General features: G+C 70.7%; 15 protein-coding genes. 4 read left to right on the plus strand and 11 right to left on the minus strand.

Features of this window, described 5'->3' with window-relative positions:
• Window positions 1-121 precede the first annotated feature (121 nt).
• On the plus strand, window positions 122-1,357 hold the full coding sequence (locus MBA17_RS33980) for a GntR family transcriptional regulator (RefSeq protein ID WP_238501378.1): 1,236 nt from the start codon (window positions 122-124) through the stop codon (window positions 1,355-1,357).
• Between the two features lie 170 nt (window positions 1,358-1,527).
• Here the strand turns inward: MBA17_RS33980 and MBA17_RS33985 are convergent, their stop codons facing one another.
• The 5 genes from MBA17_RS33985 to MBA17_RS34005 form a co-directional block, all read right to left on the minus strand.
• Complete coding sequence (locus MBA17_RS33985; RefSeq protein WP_274386394.1) at window positions 1,528-2,394, minus strand: bile acid:sodium symporter family protein; 867 nt, start codon at window positions 2,392-2,394, stop codon at window positions 1,528-1,530.
• Window positions 2,395-2,658: 264 nt separating this feature from the next.
• Complete coding sequence (locus MBA17_RS33990) at window positions 2,659-4,074, minus strand: ATP-binding protein (protein WP_238501382.1); 1,416 nt, start codon at window positions 4,072-4,074, stop codon at window positions 2,659-2,661.
• A 219-nt stretch (window positions 4,075-4,293) separates the two neighbouring features.
• Window positions 4,294-5,748, minus strand: a complete 1,455-nt coding sequence (locus MBA17_RS33995) for a mannitol dehydrogenase family protein (RefSeq protein ID WP_238501383.1) — start codon at window positions 5,746-5,748, stop codon at window positions 4,294-4,296.
• Window positions 5,745-6,953 (minus strand): D-mannonate dehydratase ManD, encoded by a 1,209-nt coding sequence (gene manD / locus MBA17_RS34000; protein WP_238501385.1) that lies wholly within the window; start codon window positions 6,951-6,953, stop codon window positions 5,745-5,747. Before manD ends, MBA17_RS33995 begins: the two co-directional genes overlap by 4 nt.
• 24 nt (window positions 6,954-6,977) lie before the next feature.
• Window positions 6,978-7,961: a LacI family DNA-binding transcriptional regulator gene (locus MBA17_RS34005; RefSeq protein ID WP_238501387.1), complete on the minus strand. Its 984-nt coding sequence runs from the start codon at window positions 7,959-7,961 to the stop codon at window positions 6,978-6,980.
• Window positions 7,962-8,064: 103 nt separating this feature from the next.
• Between MBA17_RS34005 and uxaC the strand changes: the two genes are divergently transcribed.
• A complete protein-coding gene (gene uxaC, locus MBA17_RS34010) occupies window positions 8,065-9,489 on the plus strand; it encodes a glucuronate isomerase (RefSeq protein ID WP_238501391.1) in 1,425 nt (474 codons plus the stop codon).
• On the opposite strand, the gene MBA17_RS34015 is transcribed toward uxaC, so the two are convergent.
• From MBA17_RS34015 to MBA17_RS34035, 5 genes are all read right to left on the minus strand, one after another.
• Window positions 9,465-10,724 (minus strand): pyridoxal phosphate-dependent aminotransferase, encoded by a 1,260-nt coding sequence (locus MBA17_RS34015; protein WP_238501397.1) that lies wholly within the window; start codon window positions 10,722-10,724, stop codon window positions 9,465-9,467. The two genes, uxaC and MBA17_RS34015, sit on opposite strands and share 25 nt — an antisense overlap.
• A gap of 131 nt (window positions 10,725-10,855) precedes the next feature.
• Complete coding sequence (locus tag MBA17_RS34020) at window positions 10,856-13,831, minus strand: lantibiotic dehydratase (RefSeq protein WP_238501400.1); 2,976 nt, start codon at window positions 13,829-13,831, stop codon at window positions 10,856-10,858.
• Window positions 13,828-15,156 (minus strand): lanthionine synthetase C family protein, encoded by a 1,329-nt coding sequence (locus MBA17_RS34025; RefSeq protein WP_238501402.1) that lies wholly within the window; start codon window positions 15,154-15,156, stop codon window positions 13,828-13,830. The genes MBA17_RS34020 and MBA17_RS34025 overlap by 4 nt, the downstream gene beginning before the upstream one ends.
• Window positions 15,153-15,626, minus strand: coding sequence for a hypothetical protein (locus MBA17_RS34030; RefSeq protein ID WP_238501403.1), 474 nt, complete (start codon window positions 15,624-15,626; stop codon window positions 15,153-15,155). The genes MBA17_RS34025 and MBA17_RS34030 overlap by 4 nt, the downstream gene beginning before the upstream one ends.
• 638 nt (window positions 15,627-16,264) lie before the next feature.
• A complete protein-coding gene (locus tag MBA17_RS34035) occupies window positions 16,265-17,146 on the minus strand; it encodes a TIGR03854 family LLM class F420-dependent oxidoreductase (protein WP_238501414.1) in 882 nt (293 codons plus the stop codon).
• A gap of 107 nt (window positions 17,147-17,253) precedes the next feature.
• Between MBA17_RS34035 and MBA17_RS34040 the strand changes: the two genes are divergently transcribed.
• Together MBA17_RS34040 and MBA17_RS34045 are read left to right on the plus strand one after the other, a co-directional pair.
• Window positions 17,254-17,583: a PadR family transcriptional regulator gene (locus MBA17_RS34040; protein ID WP_238501420.1), complete on the plus strand. Its 330-nt coding sequence runs from the start codon at window positions 17,254-17,256 to the stop codon at window positions 17,581-17,583.
• Window positions 17,580-18,461 (plus strand): hypothetical protein, encoded by an 882-nt coding sequence (locus MBA17_RS34045; RefSeq protein ID WP_238501427.1) that lies wholly within the window; start codon window positions 17,580-17,582, stop codon window positions 18,459-18,461. Before MBA17_RS34040 ends, MBA17_RS34045 begins: the two co-directional genes overlap by 4 nt.
• 33 nt (window positions 18,462-18,494) lie before the next feature.
• On the opposite strand, the gene MBA17_RS34050 is transcribed toward MBA17_RS34045, so the two are convergent.
• Complete coding sequence (locus MBA17_RS34050; RefSeq protein ID WP_238501428.1) at window positions 18,495-18,872, minus strand: hypothetical protein; 378 nt, start codon at window positions 18,870-18,872, stop codon at window positions 18,495-18,497.
• Between the last annotated feature and the right edge of the window lie 72 nt (window positions 18,873-18,944).

An 18,944-nucleotide genomic window follows, 5' to 3' on the forward strand; every position in this document is an offset into this window, starting at 1 on the left:
ATACTTGCCAGGCCGATACGCCGTCAAGAGGCGAGCTGAGGTGGCCTGCGTGTGAAAACTATGTTTCTGATCCGAGGCAAGCGAGTCGTAAGTATCTGAATCAGCGAGTAACCTGGGGCTCGTGACCACACAGGGCCACCCCACGCAGACCGCACTCACGCTGACCGACGACGAACGCGCCACGCTCGTGTCCTGGGCCTCCCGGTCCGGCCGGTCGCTCCGCGTCCGGAGCAGCATCGTGCTCGCCTTCGCCGACGGCCTCACGGGAAAGGAGGTCGCCGCCCGGGTCGAGGTGAGCCCCGCGACGGCCGGCAAGTGGCGCGACCGCTTCGTGGAGCAGGGGCTCGAAGGGCTGACCGACGCCCCGCGCCCCGGCCGGCCGCGCAGCGCCGACCGCGAGGAGGCCGAACGGCTGATCAACGCCGCGATCGAGGACGCCCGCCGGGGCGGCACCGTCCCGTCCACCCGCTCGCTGGCCCGCTCCCTCGGCCTCTCCCAGTCGACGGTCGCCCGCATCTGGCAGGAACAGCACCGCGACACCCCGGGAGCGCCGGGTACGGCAGGCGTCCCCGGCGGCGCGCTCGCGGACCGGCAGGCGCCCGCCGACTCGCTGTCGCGCGAACTGCTCTCCGACCGCGTCTACGCGCTGCTGCGCCGGTGGATCGTGACCGGGGAGCTGGTGGCGGGGCAGCGGCTGGTCGAGTCCGAGATCGCCCGCAGGCTCGGCACCAGCCAGGCGCCCGCCCGCGAGGCGATCAAGCGGCTCGCCCACGAGGGGCTGGTCAGCTACCTGCCCCACCGGGGCAGCTACGTGGCGGAGATCTCCGAGCAGCAGGCCCGCGAGGTGCGCGAGGTGCGGGTCCTGCTGGAGGAGTTCGCCGCCAGAGGGCTGGCCGTCCGGATGCGCCCGCACATCCGGCAGCAGCTCGACGACGACGTGCAGCGGATGCGCAGGGCCGCGGTGCAGGGCGACATCGGCGACTTCAGGGAGGCGGACATGTCCTTCCACCGGCACGTCGCCGCCGCCTGCGGCAACTCCTTCCTGCCGCGCGTCTGGCGGGCCATAGAGCCCAGCCTGTGGGGCCTGCACGTGGTGAGCAACCCGCTGTACAGCGGCGACTGGACCGCCATGGCCGAGCACCACGGCGACCTGCTGGCCGCCCTCGCCTCCGGCGACCCCGACGAGGCCGCCCGCCTGTTCGCCGCCCACGCCAGAGGCGCCGCCTCCCGCACCCCCCGCCGCCACCTCCCCGTACGGAGAGCCGTACGGGAGCGCGACGGCCGGGCCGCCCGGGTCACCTGGGAACCGGCCGCCCCGCCGCCTGCGGCCGAAGACGAAGCCGTCCCGCCGGCCTGACCTGCGACCCGGCCATCGCGGCGGGCCCGGTGCAGACCGAGGGCTGAACGCCGGGCCGGTGCAGGAACCCGGCCCGTTGGACGTGCGGAGGCCGGGCCATGTCTACGCCACGGGCCAGGTGGTCCTGGAGGCCGTCCGATGCGCGTGCTCCTGGTCCCGGCAGCCGGTGTTCAGGCGCCTGCCGTCAGCCGTTCGCCGGGTTCGGCGGCGCGGCGTCTGACGAGATAGCCGAAGACCAGCGTGGTGCCGAACATGAGCACGCCGTAGACAGCGGGCGGCACCGCCATCGTCGGGCTGGCGAGCAGCGACGGGCTGAGCGCGATCGTGATGGCCAGCGCGCTGTTGTGGATGCCGATCTCCATCCCGGACGCGATCGCCTGCCGCCGCTCCACGTTGAACAACCGCGGCAGCCAGTAGCCGATGGTGAGGCTGATCGCGCTGAACAGCAGCGCCACCAGCCCGACGGAGGCGATGTAGCCGCCCAGCCGCTCCCGCTCCTGCACGATCGCCCCGACGATCACTGCGACCAGCACGATCGCCGACAGGATCCTGACCGGCTTGTCCATCCGGTCCGCGAACGTCACACTGAAGCGCCGTACGATCATGCCGACCGCGACCGGCACGAGCACGATGGCGAAGACCTGCACCACCTTGTCGGCCTGCAGCCCGATGTCCGGCCCGGCTCCCACGAAGTGGCCCAGCGACAGGTTGACCACGACGGGGAGGGTGAGCGCGGCCAGGACCGAGTTCACGGCGGTGAGGCTGACGTTCAGCGCCACGTCGCCGCCGAACAGGTGGCTGTAGAGGTTCGCGGTGGTCCCACCGGGCGAGGCCGCCAGCAGCATCATGCCGACGGCGAGCAGCGGCTCCAGCCCGAACAGCACGACCAGCCCGAAGCAGACGGCCGGCAACACGAGCATCTGCGCGACCAGCGCGATGACCACCGCCTTGGGCCGGGTCGCGATCCGGGCGAAGTCTCGCGGCGCGAGGGAGAGGCCCAGCCCGAGCATGATCAACGCGAGCGCGGCCGGAAACATGACTGTGGTGAGAACGGACTGCTGCACGGGGGGACCACCGTTCCTCAAGGCGAGAACCGCTGACCTTGTCTAACAGTCCGATCCCGCACCGATCAATACATCCACCCCATTCGTGACCTCTCTCAGCCCTTGTTCCTGGTGCCAGACCGCCTGGCACCTGCCGGCTCAAGCCGTGACCTCCGCTGTCACCAGGACAGCAGGGCAGAAGTCGCGAACGGCCACTGGAATCCCCCGCCTTCAGGACTTTTAGGCGTGGGGAGGAAGTCACGGCTGCCAGGCTTGGATCAGATCGTCAGGACCGTAGTGGGTGACGAGGCCGGGGCGGGAGATTCCGCTGCGTGAGACGGCTACCAGCGGGACGGACCGGTCGGTCAGCGCCGCCCGGTGCCGGGCCAGGACCGCCAGGTCGTGGTCGTCGAATGGGCTCTCCAGCCACTTGACCGATCCGACGAATCTGAGTTCCTTGGCGACGGGGCCGCGGTCCGCGCCGATGATGTCGATCTCCACGTCGTTGCTACGTGTCCAGTAGGCCCCGACCGCGGGAGCCTCGGGGAGCCGGTCGTCGGGGATGAGCCGTGCCAGGGCTTCACGGACGAGAGGCTCGACGGCCCTGCCCCGCCAGCCGCTCCACTGGGAGGCGATACGGCGGAGCGTGAGGTCGCCTCTGCGTCGCTCGATCTCCGGCAGGTGGGGATGGAGAAAGTACAGCCAGAAGCGGAGATAGGGGTCCCTGATCCGATATCGACGTTCCTTCGACGGCCGGGTCGAGAGCGGGAGTTCCGCGGTGACCACGTTCTTGCTGATCAGCAGGTCGACGGCACGGACGAGTGTGCTGTGCGCGATGCCTCCCGCGCTGCGCGCGATATTGGTGAAGGTCCGTTCGCCGCTGCCGATCGCCTGAAGGACCTCGCGCGCCTGCGCCTGGGTGGGGAACTCGGCCGCCAGCGACCGTTCCCCCGAGACGAGCAGGGCGGAGACCGGGTTCGTGAGAGCGCCGTGGAGGTACTCCCACGACGACGCTCCCGGCGGCCACTCCTCACACACCAGAGGAAGACCGCCGGTCAGCAGAGCGGCGTCGAAGGAGTCGGGGGCCGAGAGGCCGAGCATGCTCTGGATCTCCGCGGGATTCAGCGGGCCCACCACCATCTCGCTCCCCCGCTGATGGAACGGACGGTCGTAGCTGTTCAACGCCTCCATCATGGAAAGATCCGAGCCGATCAGAATCAGCAGGACCGGCTTGTGGCTGAGTCTGCGGTCCCAGGCGCGTTGCAGCAGCCCTTCGAAGGAGTCGACGCGGTCCATGAGGTAGGGGACCTCGTCCATCACCACGACCGATGCGCGGTCGTCCGGCAGGCTGTCGGCCAGCGACTGGAGTGCTCCGTTCCAGCTTCCCGGTGCCATGTCCGCGAACAAGCCGCGGTCGGGCAGCGAGGATGCGGCGACATCGGCGGTGAACTGTTCGAGTTCCGCCGCAGCCGCGTCTCCCGCCGCCGTGTAGAACATCGAGGGCAGCCCGCTTCTCCCCACGAACTCCTCGGCGAGGGCCGACTTGCCGATCCGTCTGCGCCCACGCATCAGGACGCAACGCCCGGGTCGGCTGGTGCCGATCTCGCTCCGCACCCGATCGAGGATCGAGCCGAGAGCCGCCAGCTCTCGTTCGCGTCCGATGAATCTGCTCATTACTCTCTCCAGAGATAGTATCGACAGCGATACTATCTCTGGCGCAAGTATGTTGCCTGGTTCGTGTGTGCCGACCGCAGCGCCGACCGGAGGAGATGTCCGGCGGACGGGCCGAATCGGTGATCAGCCCCTCCGGCGCGAGGAGCGTTGGCCCCACGGACCTCCGCTGGCTGCGGCGGGTGGCGGGAACCTGGCTTGCCGTACGGCTCGGCGAACGGGTCAGGCGGTGTGCAGCAGGCGGGTCACGTGGTCGACGAGGAGGTCGGTGAACACCTCCGGGAGGTCCTCGCCGAAGATCGAGTCGATCGCGAGCAGGCGGGTGACCAGGGTGCGCGGGTCGGTGACGCCGGAGGCGACCGCGCGCAGGCGGTCGGCGATCGGGTCGTCGAGCGGCAACGGCCGGCCTCGCACGTCCTGCCCCTTGGCCACGTAGACCATCCACGCGGCGACGCCGAGCGCGGCCCACGAGGGGGTGGCCCCGGCGGCGAGCCGGTCGCGGGCGGTGCCGAGCAGCCGCAGCGGCAGCTTCTGCGAGCCGTCCATCGCGATCCTGACCGTGCGGTCGGGCAGCTCGGGGTTGGCGAACCTGGTCAGCACCGACTCACGGTACGCGGGCAGGTCGAGGCCGGGAGGCACGGTGAGCGTGGGCGAGGCGTCCTCCCGCATCAGCCGCTCCGCCGCGTCGGCCAGCTCGGGATCCCCCAGCGCGGCGGCGATCGTGTCGTGCCCGCGCAGCGCCCCCAGGTAGGCGAGCAGCGAGTGCGACGCGTTGAGCAGCCGCAGCTTCACCGCCTCGTACGGCGCGACATCGGACGTGAGCACCGCGCCCGCCAGCTCCCACCGGGGACGCCCGGCGGCGAAGTCGTCCTCGATCACCCACTGGGCGGACGGCTCCGCGGCCACGGCCCCCTCGTCACGCACACCGAGCAGGCGGGAGACGTCGTCACGATCGGCGTCCGTGGCGGCCGGCACGATCCGGTCGACCACGCTGGACGGGAAGCGGACGTGGTCGGCGATCCAGCCGGCCAGCGGGTCGCCCTCGCGGCTCGGCAGCGCCCAGCAGAAGTCGTTCACCAGGCGGCGCAGCACCGTGCCGCCGGCGAGCAGGTTGTCGCACGACATGACGGTGATCGGCGCGCCGCCCGCCCGCATCCGCGCCTGGAGGCCGCGGACCAGCCGGCCCACCGCGCCGATGGGCTCCCCGCTCGCGAGGTCGGCGGCGTTCACCGGGTCGGCCAGGTCGAGCCCGCCGCCCGCGGCACGGCGGTGACCCTTCTCGGTGACGGTCAGCGTGATGACCTTGATCGCGTCGGCGGCGATCCGGTCGCGGACCAGCGGCCACTCATCCCCCGCGAACGCGACCTCCCGCAACGCGCCGACCACCCGCGCTCGGGGAGCCCCCGGGCCCCGGCCGAGCACGGTGTACAGGCCGTCCTGCGGGCGGAGTCGCTCGACCACCTCGGCGGACCGCTGGGTGACGCCGCACACCCCCCAGGCCGTCTCGCCGGTCGCCCCCGCCGCGTCCTCGGTGAAGACCGCCTGGTGGGCGCGGTGGAACCCGCCCAGCCCGAGGTGGACGATGCCGAGGTCCAGCTCCGCCGGGTCGTAGGGGGGCGGCCGGACGGCCTTCTCCTCGCGGAGTCTGGGCAGCTCCCTCAGGGTGAGTCTGGTCACCAGCTATGCACCGTCCCGTCCTCCAGTCGGCTGACGGGCAGGTAGGCGGGGCTGTAGGGGTAGCGCGCCGCCAGTTCCTCGTCGATGTCCACGCCGAGGCCCGGTTCCTCGGAGGGGTGCAGGTAGCCGCCCTCGTACCGGTAGCCGTGCGGGAAGACGGCGTCGGTCTCCGGGGGGTGCCGCATGTACTCCTGGAGGCCGAAGTTCGGGATGCTCACGTCGAGCTGCAGCGCGGCCGACATGCACACCGGGGAGAGATCGGTCGCCCCGTGCGAGCCGCTGCGCACGTGGTGCAGGGCGGCGAGGTCGAAGATCCGCCGCAGGTGGGTGATCCCGCCGGCGTGCACGACGGTGGCCCTGATGTAGTCGATGAGCTGCTCGGTGATCAGGGTCTGGCAGTCCCAGATCGAGTTGAAGACCTCGCCCACCGCGATCGGCGTGCGAGTGTGGCTCCTGATCAGCCGGAAGCCCTCCTGGAGTTCGGCGGGGACCGGGTCCTCCATCCAGGTCAGCGCGTAGGGCTCCAGGGAGAGGCCCAGCCGGGCGGCCTCGATCGGGGTGAGCCGGTGGTGCACGTCGTGCAGCAGCTTCAGGTCGGGGCCGAACTCCTCGCGGACCCGGGCGAAGACCTGCGGGACGAAGTTCAGGTAGCGCTCGGTGGACCAGGCCGACTCGCTGGGCAGCGCGGCGTCGGCGGGCTCGTAGAAGAGCTTGTCCTTGCTCACCCCGTAGGTGGCGGCCAGGCCCGGAACCCCGGTCTGCACCCGGATCGCGCGGTAGCCCATGTCGCGGTAGCGGGCGACCTCCACCAGGACGTCGTCGACGGTCTCGCCGTTGGCGTGGCCGTACACCGTGACGCCCTCCCGGGAGCGCCCGCCGAGGAGCTGGTAGACGGGCAGGCCCGCGACCTTGCCCTTGATGTCCCACAGGGCGGTGTCCACGGCGGCGATCGCGCTCATCGTCACCGGGCCGCGCCGCCAGTAGGCGCCCTTGTAGAGGTACTGCCAGATGTCCTCGATGCGGGCCGGGTCACGGCCGATCAGCAGCGGGACCACGTGGTCGGTCAGGTAGGAGGCGACCGACAGCTCCCGGCCGTTGAGGGTGGCGTCGCCCACCCCGGTCACCCCCTCGTCGGTGATGATCTTGAGGGTGACGAAGTTGCGGCCGGGGCAGGTCACGATCACCCTGGCATCGATGATTTTCACGGCGGGGATTTCCTCCTTGAACGGTTAACGCCCGGCGGGGCCCGTGGTCCCCCGGACGAGGAGCTGGGCGCCCAGCTCGCGGGCGGGCGCCGGGCCTGGCCCGGCCGGGTCGAGCAGGGCGAGCGCGAGATCGACCCCGGCCCGCCCGGTCTGCTCCTTGGGCACGGCGACCGTGGTCAGCGGCGGGCTCGACATGGCGGCCTGCGGGATGTCGTCGCAGCCCACCACGCTGATCCGGCCGGGCACCCCGACACCCCTGGCGGTGAACATGTTCACCAGCCCGAGGGCCATCACGTCGTTGTAGGCGATCACGGCGGTCACCTCCGAGGCGAGCACGATGTCGGCGGCGGCCACTCCGCCGTCGAAGGTGGGCGCGAAGTTGCCGAGCTCAGTCAGCTCCACCCGGCCGGCGCACGCCGCGCGCAGCCCGGCGACCCGTTCGGAGTTGGACCAGGACGAGACGGGGCCGGCGACCAGGCCGATCCGCCGATGGCCGAGCGCGGACAGATGGCCGACGGCCTGGCGCATGCCGCCCGCGTTGTCGGCGAGCACCGCGGGCAGGTCACCGGCGCGCCGGTGCAGGAGCACCAGGGTGACGTCGGCGGCGAGCGCGAGCAGCTCGTCGTCGGCCAGCCGGGGCGAGCAGAGCACCAGGGCGTCGACCTGCTTGGCCAGCTTGCGCGCCAGCCGCGACTCCAGGCCCGGGTCCTCGTCGGTGTCGGCGACGAAGACCGCGTAGTCGGCCTCCCTGGCCCGTGCCTGCATCCCCTTCACGACTCCGGGGAAGAACGGGTTGGCCAGGTCGGGGACGATCAGGCCGAGGTTGCGGGTCCTGCCGGTGATCAGGCCCCGGGCCACCGGGTTCGGCTGGTAGCCGAGGCTTTCCGCGGCGCGCCGTACGCGCTCGACGGTCGCGGGGTTGACCAGCTCCGACATGGCCAGGGCGCGCGAGACCGTGGACGGCGAGACCCCTGCCGCCCTGGCCACGTCGCGAATCGTCGCACCCATCGCCCCCCACCTCTACAAACGATTGCAAAGTGTTTCAACTTTTCGCGAACACTAGCATGCCGTACGGCTTGCAATCGTTTGCAATAGCCGTCATCGTAGCGGGATGCTCAAGCTGCACCCCGACCGTGCCCTGCCCGCCGAGCCCGCCGTCAGGGCCGCCGCCCGCGAGATCCTCGACGCGACCCGTGACCTGCCTCTGGTCTGCATGCACGGGCACGTCGAGGCGGCGCTGCTCGCCGACGACGAGCCGTTCGGCGACCCGGCCTCGCTGTTCGTGACGCCCGATCACTACCTCACCCGGATGCTGGTCTCCCAGGGCGTGCCCATCGGGGCGCTCGGCATTCCGGGGGGCGACGGGCCGGTCGAGTCCGACCCGCGGGCGATCTGGCGGCGGTTCTGCGAGAACTGGCGGCTGTTCCGGGGCACCCCGACCCGGTTCTGGCTGGAGTACGAGCTGGTCGAGGTGCTCGGAGTGAGCGTCCTGCCGTCCGCGGAGACGGCCGACGCGCTCTACGACGAGATCGCGGCCAGGCTGGCGGAGCCCGCGTTCCGGCCCAGGGCGCTGTTCGAGCGTTTCCGCATCGAGGTGCTGGCGACCACGGACCCGGCGCAGTCAACGCTGGACGATCACCGGCGGATCAGGGAGGGAGCCTGGCCGGGCGTGGTCATCCCCACGTTCAGGCCCGACAGCCTGCTCCGGCTCGACGCGCCCGGCCGGGCGGCGGAGATCGCGGAGCTGGCCGAGCTCACCGGGGAGGACACCGGGTCCTACGACGGCTACCTGCGGGCGCTGCGTCAGCGCCGGCGCGCGTTCGTGGCGGCGGGGGCGCTGGCGACCGACCACGGGCACCTGACCGCGGCCACCCACCGGCTGTCCGACACCGAGGCCGCCCGGATCTACGCCGCCGCGCAGGCCGGGGGGAACTCCGGCGGAGCGCCCGGGGACGCCGAGGCGTTCGCCGGGCACATGCTGCACGTGATGGCGGAGATGTCGTGCGAAGACGGGCTCGTCATGCAGCTCCATCCCGGCGTGCTGCGCGACCACGACAGCGCCGTGCGCGCCGTACACGGACCCGACCGGGGGTTCGACATCCCGGTCGGCACCGAGTTCACCCGGGCGCTGCGGCCACTGCTGGAATCGTACGGCCGCGACCCCCGGCTACGGCTGATCGTCTACACCGTGGACGAGACGACCTACAGCCGGGAACTGGCCCCCCTCGCGGGCGTCTACCCGGCGCTCCGCCTCGGCGCCCCGTGGTGGTACCTGGACAGCCCCGACGGGCTGCGCCGCTACCGTGAGCTGGTCACCGAGACCGCCGGCTTCTACAACACCACCGGCTTCGTCGACGACACCCGCGCCTTCATGTCGATCCCCGCCCGGCACGACCTGGCCAGGCGCGCCGACGCCGCGCACCTGGCCCGCCTGGTCGCCGAGCACCGTCTCTCGCCCGGCGAGGCGGTCGAGACGGCCGTCGACCTCGCCTACAACCTGCCCAGGCAGTCCTACGCGATGTTGCCGCCCAGGTAGAAGGTCGTGTTCACGGCCGTCTTACGGCGGCCGTGCCGGGGCAGGCTCGGAGCGTTGGGCTCCAGCACGTCCACACCGATCACGCGGGGTTCCAGCACGTCCACGCCGATCACGCGTTCGACGCTCATGCCGTACAGGAACGTGTAGAGGCCGGCGAGCAGCCGCTGGACGTCGGCGTGCGGGCGCACCACGAGCCGCAGGAAACGGCTGGTGGCGCCCAGCTTGTTGCCGCACTCGCGGACGAAGACGCCGTGCTCGGACATCAGGTAGTCGCGCAGGCCCACGCCGTCCTTGCCCTCGGGGAGCCGCACCAGCAGGAAGTTGCCCTGGGAGGGGTAGACGGTGAGGCCGGGCAGGGAGGCGAGCTGCCGCATCATCGTCACCCGGTCCTGGGCGAGCATCCGCAGGCTGTGGCGGTACTCGTCGAGGTGCTCGCCGAGCAGGGACACCACGATCTCGGCGAAGGAGTTGAGGTTCCACCTGGGCAGGGCCCGCCTGACCCGGCCGGCCAGCGCGGGGTTGGCCACCAGGTAACCGAACCGCACCCCGTGCAGGCCGAAGTTCTTGCCCAGGCTCTTCAACACGACCACGTTGGGCCGGATCGCCGCCTCGTCGGCCACACTCGCGTACGGCTCCGCGTCCACGAACTCGATGAACGACTCGTCGACCACCACCAGGTCCAGGTCGTTGAGCCGGTCGAGCAGCCTGACCATCTCGTGCCTGGCGACATAGCCGCCGTCCGGGTTGTTCGGGTTGCAGATGACCGCCACCCGCGATCCCCGCTCCCGGATGAAGCGCACGTACGCCTCGACGTCCAGCCGGAAGCCCTGGGCCTCCTGCAACGGGAACATGTCCACCCGTTTGCCCGTCTCCAGCGGCTGGTCGGTCCACCTGCCGAAGGTCGGCACCGGCACCGCCAGGCTCTCCTTCACCAGCAGGTGATCGATCCAGGTGATCAGCTCGGTGGAGCCGTTCCCCATCGCCACGGTCGCCGGATTCAGCCCCAGCGTGGAGCACAGTTCCTTGGTGATCGTCTCCGCGTCGCTCGGGTAGTACTTGAGGATGTCGACCATCCCCTCCCGCAGCCGGTCGAACATCTCCTCGGTCGGGAAGTAGGGGTTGCACGGGATGCAGAAGTCCACAAGATCGGACCGCTCGGACGATCCCCTGGTGAGCGAGAAATACGACGGACTGTGCGAACCGGCGCGCAGCAGCGCGAGATCGGAACCGCTCAACTGGCTCCACCTCCTCAGCGCGGGCGGGAACGTCCCGCCCGACTTGGCGATGCACTGAGGGGTACGCGCGCGGAGCCGCCTTCGTTCAACACCGCAGCGACATGATCTCCACCGCGCTCCCAGCCGACGCCCTACTGGCCTGCGGTAGTGCCGGCCATGTGGAGGAGACTTTCGCGAGTGCGGCGAAGGAGTTCCAGGACGCGGTGTTCGAGATCGTGGCCGGTGCCGAGCAAGCGGTTGCAGTGCAGATGGACATGGCTGCGGCACACTTCGGGAGAAGGGCGGGTGGACGGCAGAGCATGACGGCGGGTGGCGAGCAGGGACATCAGGGCCCGGTCGTGTGGTGTCGTCCCAAGCGAACCCGGATCGTGCAGGAGCCGGCGCAGCTCACGGGAACGCCTGCGATATTCCATGCCGCCGTCCGGTGATGGAGAGACACCATCACGGTAGAAGCGCGTGCGCTGCTCGACGTCGAGTCCGAGGCCGTCGAGCAGGTCGTCGATGCTGAGCGCGGCCACGGTGTTCGGGTCGTAGGGGAATCCACGGCTTCTGGACAGGGCGAGCAGGCCGGCGACGGCCGGACTGTCGGCGATGAAGACGCCCTCGGCGGCCGGCATGTCGTCCACACCGCCATACCGCTCGATCTCGCGTTCGTAGGTGTCGAAGGCGAAGGTCCGGCATGCGCCCGCGGAGATCAGATCGGCCGCCCAGTCGCAGACGTGGCGCATGAGCGGGCCCAGCAGCGTGGCGGGGTCGCCGTGGAATCGGATGCGCAGGTGCGGGTCGGGATCGGAGTAGCGCAGGAAGAACCAGCCGTCGGCCAGCCCTGCTCCGGTGACGAACTGCCCGAAGGGGCGAAGCGAATCGACGATCAACTCGTCCTCGAGTCGGCGGGGGCCGTACAGCTTGAGGTAGAGCCAGTCGCTGCCGGGCGGGCGCACCCGAGTCTGGGCAGGCACGACGACGGGGCGCCGGCGTCCCGTCGAGGCGGGTTGTCGCCGCCTGCGGGCGAGCGGCACCACCACCTCGCTGAGGTGACGGCCTTCGGGCCCCGGCAGCCAGGCGTGATCCGGATGGGGCAGGGCTTCCTGGAGGAGAACGGGACGTCCGGGTGGTTCCATGCGCAGCAGTTCGGCCTGCTCGGCGTCGTCCAGGTCGAGCAGCAGCCGGTTGTCTCCGCCGGCCAGGTACACGTGGCGGGGCACGAGGTGCGCCTCGCGCCAGGCGGCCAGGCTGTGCGAATCGCGCAAGGCCGCGGGATCGACTCGCCAGCGGGCCAGGGAGAGGACGACGCGGCCACGCTGGATCCGTGGCAGGAACGGAAGGCCGGCAGCCGGTCCCCAATCGAACGACGTGAACACGCACCGGCCGTCCCGGGCGACGTCCAGCAGGAAGCGGGCCGCGGGGGGCGCGTGCGTCGGATTGAGCATGTGGCACTGCGTGGCGATGATTTCCACGTCGCGTGCGGGCCACCGGATGGTGAAGAGGCCGGCGCGCAGGCCCACGACCAGTTCGTCGACCGGTACGAGCCACTCGTCCGAGATGCCGGTGGAGGGACCGAAATGGATCTCGTGGCGATGACCGGATGGGCGAATGGCGACGTTGCCGGAACGGGCTCGCTCCGGTGTGTAGACCACCTCGGCGAGAAGGCGGTCGGGCGCATGCCGGGATTCGACCTCCGCTGCCTCCGCCAGCGCGGCCACCGCCCGGGGCCCCAGCAGGTCGGCGAAGCGTCCGAGGGTTCGCCCGGCCGCGTTCGCGCCGAGGTTCGGTCCCACGACGAGCAAGAAGTCGCCCTTGTCGACGGCCTCGGCGCAGGACGCCGCCACCAGGACCGTGATGTCGAGGGATGGCGGGGCGAACGCGGCCGTCGGCGTCCAGGTCTGGAGACGTCTTAGCAGGTCATCGTCGAGTTCGACGGTGGTCAGGCGGTCACGGCAGGCGTTCATGGCAAGGTCGGACAGGAGCCGGTGGCGGGCGGTCGGCCCGGGGATCCCGTTGCCGCTGTCAGTGGGGCGGCCCAGCCCGAAGTCCGGGTCAACCAGCTCCAGCAGCGGAACCTCGCGGTCCGCGCCATAGCGGCTCTCGAACGCTCGGCGGTAGGCGTCGAGATGGGGCGGTCCTGTGGGGTACGGGGTCAGTCGCAGCAGCAGTTCGGCGGCCACGGCCGCTTGGGCACCGATTCGCGGGCTCAGACCGGTGCCGGCCAGTGGCAGCGCGAGATCCGTCTGGAGGAGGTTGCGCGGGTCGGTGGCGACCGCGATCGTGTTGACCCGGTCAAGCAGGCGTGGCCACGTCTGGACCCGTTCATCGAGCGGACGGGCGTCCCACTCCCGCAATGCCTTGCGCAACCCGGCGAGGTCTTCTGCGATGGGGTGGCCGGCGAGCCGCTCCTGCACATGGCGAAGGGGATCGCGGGTGAGCGGCGGCCGCAGGTCGTAGCGCAGGAACCCTTGACGGAGCAGGTCCTCGATCAGCCCATCCGCTTTCTCCGGCGTGGCACCGGGCAGCGTGATCAGTGCTTCGACGATCTCCGCACGCGAGACGGGCACACGAGCGAGGGCGAGCGTCCGCCGTACCGCCGATGTGGCACGTACGGACGCCGCACCGTCGGTGCCGCCTGCCGAGAACGCCCGCCCGGCCCGGACCAGCACGGATCGATCGGCCACCAGACGCAGCCCGGCACGGAGCTCGGGATCGTCTTCGAGGCACGCGATCAGATCCGTCAGCCAGCCCATGTCCGGGCGGGTACGGGTGCGCGGTGCCTCCTTGGCGAGGGCGACGTCGGTGCACTGCCCCCAATCCGCCAGAGCGACCCCCGCGAAGAGGCCGAACGGGGTCGGTCGCGTACTCATGCGAATGAGGTAACGCAGCAGTTTGAGGCCGATCCGGTGAGCTTTGGGATGATCGGGCGCCGTACGCGCCAGAGCGGCGGCCAGATCCGTGCTCGCCACCTGGACGGCCGCCACCACCGCCGGGGCGCCGGGCAGCAGGCAGGCCGGATCCCCGGGCCTGCCTGATTCCGCCGCGGCGCCGACCGGCAGGAGCGGGGCGCGTATCAGCGCCCAGTCCATCGGCGTGTACAAACTCCGGTTCGCGCGGGTCATGAGATGAGGAAGAGCCGATCCCAGGTCGGTTCGACGTCTGTGGCGGCGGCCAGGAGCACCAGGACGACGCCCGCCGCGCCGTCCAGGACCCCGGCCCGGTCCACGGAGTTGCCCTGCGGTTCCAATGAGGCGTACGCGAACGGCCGCTCCGGCTGGTAGGCCGCAAGCAGCTCGTCCACGAGATCGGCCACCGCGTGGCGGAACAGACCGGTGTCGTTGGCGAAGCGGAGCACGACGTGCAGCAGGCCACTGATCCCATGACAGAACGTCGGCGAGGGAATCGCGCGCAGATGTGCCGGGCGGCGCAGGACGGCGTCCAGGGCCTCCAGCGCCAGCTCACCCAGGACGCCATCGTCCAGCGCCTGTGACGCCAGCCACAATGCGCGCGCGACCCCGGGGCTCCCGTAGCACCACGCGCTCCGTGACGAGGCGGACAGGCCCGGTCTTCCATCGGTCGTCAGCGGTACGACCGCGGGCCAGTCGACTCCCCAATCGTCCCGGACACGGGAGGCGACCAGCCAGGCGGTGATCCATCTGATGGCATCCGCCTGGCCCGGGACCTCGACGCCCGCGCGCAGGGCGAGCGACAGCAGGGCGAGAGGTCCGGGGATGCCGTGCGCGAGACCGCAGTCGAGAGCGCCGTACGGGTGGAGTCGTGACATCGTCTCGTCGCCCAGCAGATGGGAGGGTGTCATCCAGCCGGGCGGCTCCTGCCCTCGGGCGAGCGTCACGAGCCCGCCGAGAATCTCCGGAAGGATCTTGTGCGGGTCGTGCGTCAGCAGGTGGGCGCCTATTCCGGCGGCTCCGGAGATCAGGTCGAAAGTGCTCACGGGGCCTGGCTCGGAGGTCTCGCTGAGCCGCGTACCGATCGCCGCCGCCCGGGGTGCCAGCGCATCGTCCAGTGCGGCGAGCATCCGCCGGTAGCGTGCCCCATCCCGGCTCAGCGACACGGTGGCGAACGCCAGCCCGCTCAACCCGCCGAGCAGGCCCGCCGGTGCCGCTTCCACGCCTGCCACGGCCGCCGTGAGAAACTCGTGGCCCACCCCGTCCCAGCCTTCTCCGGGCAGGCACGCGTCCAGATAGGCGCAGGTCACCGCAAGGCCCGCGTCGCCGTCCGCCACCGCGAAGGGCCTGCGGGCCAGAGTCTTCGGGAACCGGGTCTGTTCGATGGACGCGGCGAGCGCGGCCGCTATACGTCCCGGGTCGGTCACCCGCGCGGCGACGTCCCGAGCGATTCGCAGCACCGACGCTTGCCGGTCGGGAGCGAGCATGCTGTGCCAGGCGGCGTCACACTTCGACGTCGGCCGGGACGTGATTGCGCTCACCGGTCGCCGCCGCACCAGGGATCGCATGTCACGCAGCTACCGCAGTTGGTGGGGATGAGGCAGGTCTCGTAGCAGGATCCGCAGTTGGTGAAGCAGGTCTGGCAGGTCTCCATGCAGGTGCCCGGCGTCACGCAGTCTCCGCCGCCCGCCGCCGTCGGCTCCGGGCAGCCGTGCTCGTGGGAATCGGTCAGGCCCGGGATGCACTGACCGCTCCTCGGCCGACCGAACCGGACGTCGAGGTCGAACTCGTCGAGAGCGCGGGCCGTCCGTGTTCTGGTGAACTCCACCGCCGCGTCGCGACGCAGGGACACCCGGGTGGCTTCCTCGCCCCGGAAGGGTTCCTCCTGGCGGGCGACGGTGGTCATGTCGATGACGTCATCGACGTGGAACTCCATGTAATAGTCGAGCTCGCGCGTGAAATACAGCCGCCGGCAGTCCGGCCGGTCGCTGTCTCCGAGGAAGCCGGTCATGCGCAGAACCATCACGGGCGCCTGCGCCGGATCGGGCCGGAATTTCTCGACGATCGGATCCTGTGGTCTGTCGGCACTCTGCGGTGCGTTTTCGTCCTCGTCAGGCACAGCCTGCGCTCCTTTACGTCTGCGGTGGCCGAACTGCGGGCCTCGCGGCGCTCTGGAGCGAGTCCTCGTGGGGACGTTCGGTGCCCGGTTTGGGGGAGAACGCTCCGGATCGTGTCCGCTTCACGCTCGTAGAGGTCGCGCACGAGGTGCACGTATGCGCCCTCTGATGCGGGCGACGGGTCGAACGCCTCGTTGATCTCGCGCAGCCAGCGCAGAAAGAGCCGGACACCGCACCACCGACCCTTTGATGTGCTGCCCCATCGGGTCCCCCTTGCCGCTGGATCAATAGTTCTCCTGCTCGAAGTAGGGCAAGCGAGAACCATCGCCTTCTTCAAGAATCACTCGCGCGAAGGACAACGGCCGGCGAAACGCCATCCCCGGGTGAGCGAGAAGTACGACGGGCTGTGCGAACCGGCGTGCACCAGCGCGAGATCGGAACCGCTCAACTGGCTCCCCTCCTCAGCGCGGGCGGGAAGGTTGCGCCCGACATGGCGACGCACTGAGGGGTGGGCGCGCGGAGCCGCCTTCGTTCAACTCTGCAGCGGCTTGATCTCCGCCGCGAACTCCTCCAGGAAGCGGTCAAGGGAGACCACCGGCCCGGCGGGACGCAGCACGAGCTTGGTGACACCCGCCTCGACATACCTCCCGATGAGATCGCGGGCCGCCGTCCAGCCCACCGGGACCAGGTCCGCGGGGTCCGCGTCCGGATGGCGGCGCAGGATCGCGGCGGCCACCTGGTCGGGGATCTCGCCGAAGGCCACGGCCAGGCTGATACCGAAATGGTCGGGTTCGATCTCCCGGCCGGCCTCTTCCGCGTGCGCCTGGATCGTCTCGCGGCCCGTCCTCGCCTGTTCCGGGGTGCGGAAACTGGCCAGCCAGCCGTCCGCGAGCCGGCCGACGCGCCGCAGGGCGACCGGACCGCTGCCGCCGAGCCAGATGTCGAGCGGCCTGGCCGGGAGCGGGCCCACGCTCGCGTCCTCGACGCGGTGGAACTCGCCCTCGAACGTCACCTTCTCCTGGCTGAGCAGCAGGCGGAGCAGGTGCAGCGACTCGTCGAAGACCGCGCCGCGCGGGCCGGGCACCGGGAACGCCTGCCGCTCCCCCGGCCGGGCGGGCAGCAGGCCGAAGACGGGGAGCACCCGCTTCGGAGCCAGCAGGGCCAGCGACGCGAGCTGCTTGGCGACCAGCACGGGGTGCCGGCCGGGGAGGATGGCCACGCCGGTGCCGACCTTCAGCCGCCGGGTCCTGGCCAGCGCGTACGCCATCCCGACGAACGGCTCGACGGATCCCTCGGAGACGACCTCGGACAGCCACAGCGAGTCGAGGTCCAACGCCTCGGCCCGATCGACGAGCCCGGGGAGCCGATCAGCGGGCATTCCCGAGGGGGGCGCGATCCCGATTCGTACCTTCATCCGCCCATTCGACCATGGCCCGCCTCCCTCCCCACGGGCACCCTTCCCGAAGCATGTTCAGTCGATGTCCTCTTGCTAAGTTGAACTTACTAAGTTTAACTGAATATATGGCACGGAAGACGAAAGAGCTCGGCCGGTTCACGGACGTGGCGCTGCTGGTGCTCATCAGCCTGGCCGAGGGTCAGAAGCACGGTTATCGGATGATCCACGACATCGAGGAGTTCTCGGGGACCGCGCTCGAACCCGGCACGCTCTACGGCGCGCTGATGCGGCTGGAAGGGCGCGGCTGGATCGAGCCGGTCGAGTCGTCCGAGAGACGCAAGCCGTACCGGATCACCGAGGGCGGGCGCGACGCGCTGCGCGAGCAACTCGCCGCCCTGCGCCGCATCGAGCAAACGGGCGCCAAGCGCACCGGACTCGCCTGGGGGCTGTCATGATGCGAGCGGCAGCCAAGGCGATGCTCTACCTCTATCCGCAGGCGTGGCGAGATCGCTACGGCGAGGAGGTCACCGATCTGGTCACGTCACGGCCCGCTCGCCTGCGCACGGTGCTCGACCTGCTCGCAGGCGCCGCCGACGCGTGGCTCCACCACCGGCGAAACCCCGCGGCCAAGCCCGTCAGGATCCCACTCGCTGTGGTCCTGTCCATCACGGGGACGGCCCTGCTCCTTCTGTGGAACCCGGGCGTGCGCGATGTGGCCAGCCTCAACGGAGCCTGGGGCGAGGCGGCGGGTATCGGCTCGCTCGCTGGTCAGCTACGCGGGATAGCGATGTCGCTGTTCGTCATCTCGGGCGTATCGGGCATTCTCTCGGTGGTGCCGCTCCTGCTCGCCTCCCACGCCACCATGAAGGGCTCCTCGCACGGGCAGCTAACGCGGATGACGGCGCGGCATGTCGTCGTGACGGCACTCCTGCTGGCCGTCCCCATCGCGCTGTTTGGTTATTCCTTCTACGGCATGGCCTTCACTCAACTGGGCTTTCCCGTCGGGCCACTCGGGGAGGCGATGACTGGCGGCTTCATCGTCCCCATCATCCTGGCGTTGCTGTTGCCGCTGCCCACGATCGCGGCAGCCGCTCCCTCCCTGTTGCCCGACGTGCGCAAGAGCGGCGGCACGCTCGCGGTGGCGGCCATCTTCAACGCGCTGGCCTGGCTACCGGTCATGGTCCTGCTGGCACTGGGCCTGCAGAAGACGTCGTGGACGTTCGTCGCGGCGGTTACGGCCGGCGCGCTGGTCAGCGTCTGGATGTCCGCACTGGTCGCGAGGAACGTGCTCCGGCAGGGCCGGACCGCGATGGGCTGGCTCAGCCCCGGATGAACCTCCTGAATCCCAGGCTCCGGGCCGGCGCGCTCATGCGCTGAGTTCGTCGACCAGTTCGTCGATGATCCACGGCACCCGGGAGCACACCTCGTCGGCGTACCGGTCGAGCGTGGCCAGCGCCTCACCGATCCCGGCCGCGACCACGCTCGGCAGGTCGAGCAGTACCCGCTCCTCCACCGAGATCTCCCCCTCGACCCGGAACACCTCGCCGACCACCCCGATCGCCACGGCGAACCGCACCTCCCGCCCGTCAGGCAGGGTGAACACCGCCCCGGTCGTCGCCCGCGCCGGATCGAACCGCGAGAACACCTCCCGCCGCACCTGCGAATGCCGCAACCCGGCGAACCCCTCCCCCGCCCGGCACAACGCCCCCAGCAGCCCAGCGGCGGCCCGACTCTCACTGTCCACCCCCCGAGCGTAAAACAATCGCCAAGCCTCCGCCTGCCCGCCACGCACCAGTCATCGGCCGACTGGGCCACT

Origin of the sequence: Dolomitihabitans soli (assembly GCF_022213955.1) — a bacterium.
GTDB classification, from domain to species: Bacteria; Actinomycetota; Actinomycetes; order Streptosporangiales; family Streptosporangiaceae; genus Streptosporangium_A; species Streptosporangium_A soli.

What these genes read in the sequence shown, in the direction of transcription:
- MBA17_RS34030 (WP_238501403.1), bottom strand. Translation starts at nt 15,626, where the DNA reads ATGACCGGCTTCCTCGGAGACAGCGACCGGCCGGACTGCCGGCGGCTG.
- MBA17_RS34040 (WP_238501420.1), top strand. Translation starts at nt 17,254, where the DNA reads ATGGCACGGAAGACGAAAGAGCTCGGCCGGTTCACGGACGTGGCGCTG.
- MBA17_RS34035 (WP_238501414.1), bottom strand. Translation starts at nt 17,146, where the DNA reads ATGAAGGTACGAATCGGGATCGCGCCCCCCTCGGGAATGCCCGCTGAT.
- MBA17_RS33990 (WP_238501382.1), bottom strand. Translation starts at nt 4,074, where the DNA reads ATGAGCAGATTCATCGGACGCGAACGAGAGCTGGCGGCTCTCGGCTCG.
- uxaC (WP_238501391.1), top strand. Translation starts at nt 8,065, where the DNA reads ATGCTCAAGCTGCACCCCGACCGTGCCCTGCCCGCCGAGCCCGCCGTC.
- MBA17_RS34020 (WP_238501400.1), bottom strand. Translation starts at nt 13,831, where the DNA reads ATGACCCGCGCGAACCGGAGTTTGTACACGCCGATGGACTGGGCGCTG.
- MBA17_RS33985 (WP_274386394.1), bottom strand. Translation starts at nt 2,394, where the DNA reads ATGTTTCCGGCCGCGCTCGCGTTGATCATGCTCGGGCTGGGCCTCTCC.
- MBA17_RS34045 (WP_238501427.1), top strand. Translation starts at nt 17,580, where the DNA reads ATGATGCGAGCGGCAGCCAAGGCGATGCTCTACCTCTATCCGCAGGCG.
- MBA17_RS34005 (WP_238501387.1), bottom strand. Translation starts at nt 7,961, where the DNA reads ATGGGTGCGACGATTCGCGACGTGGCCAGGGCGGCAGGGGTCTCGCCG.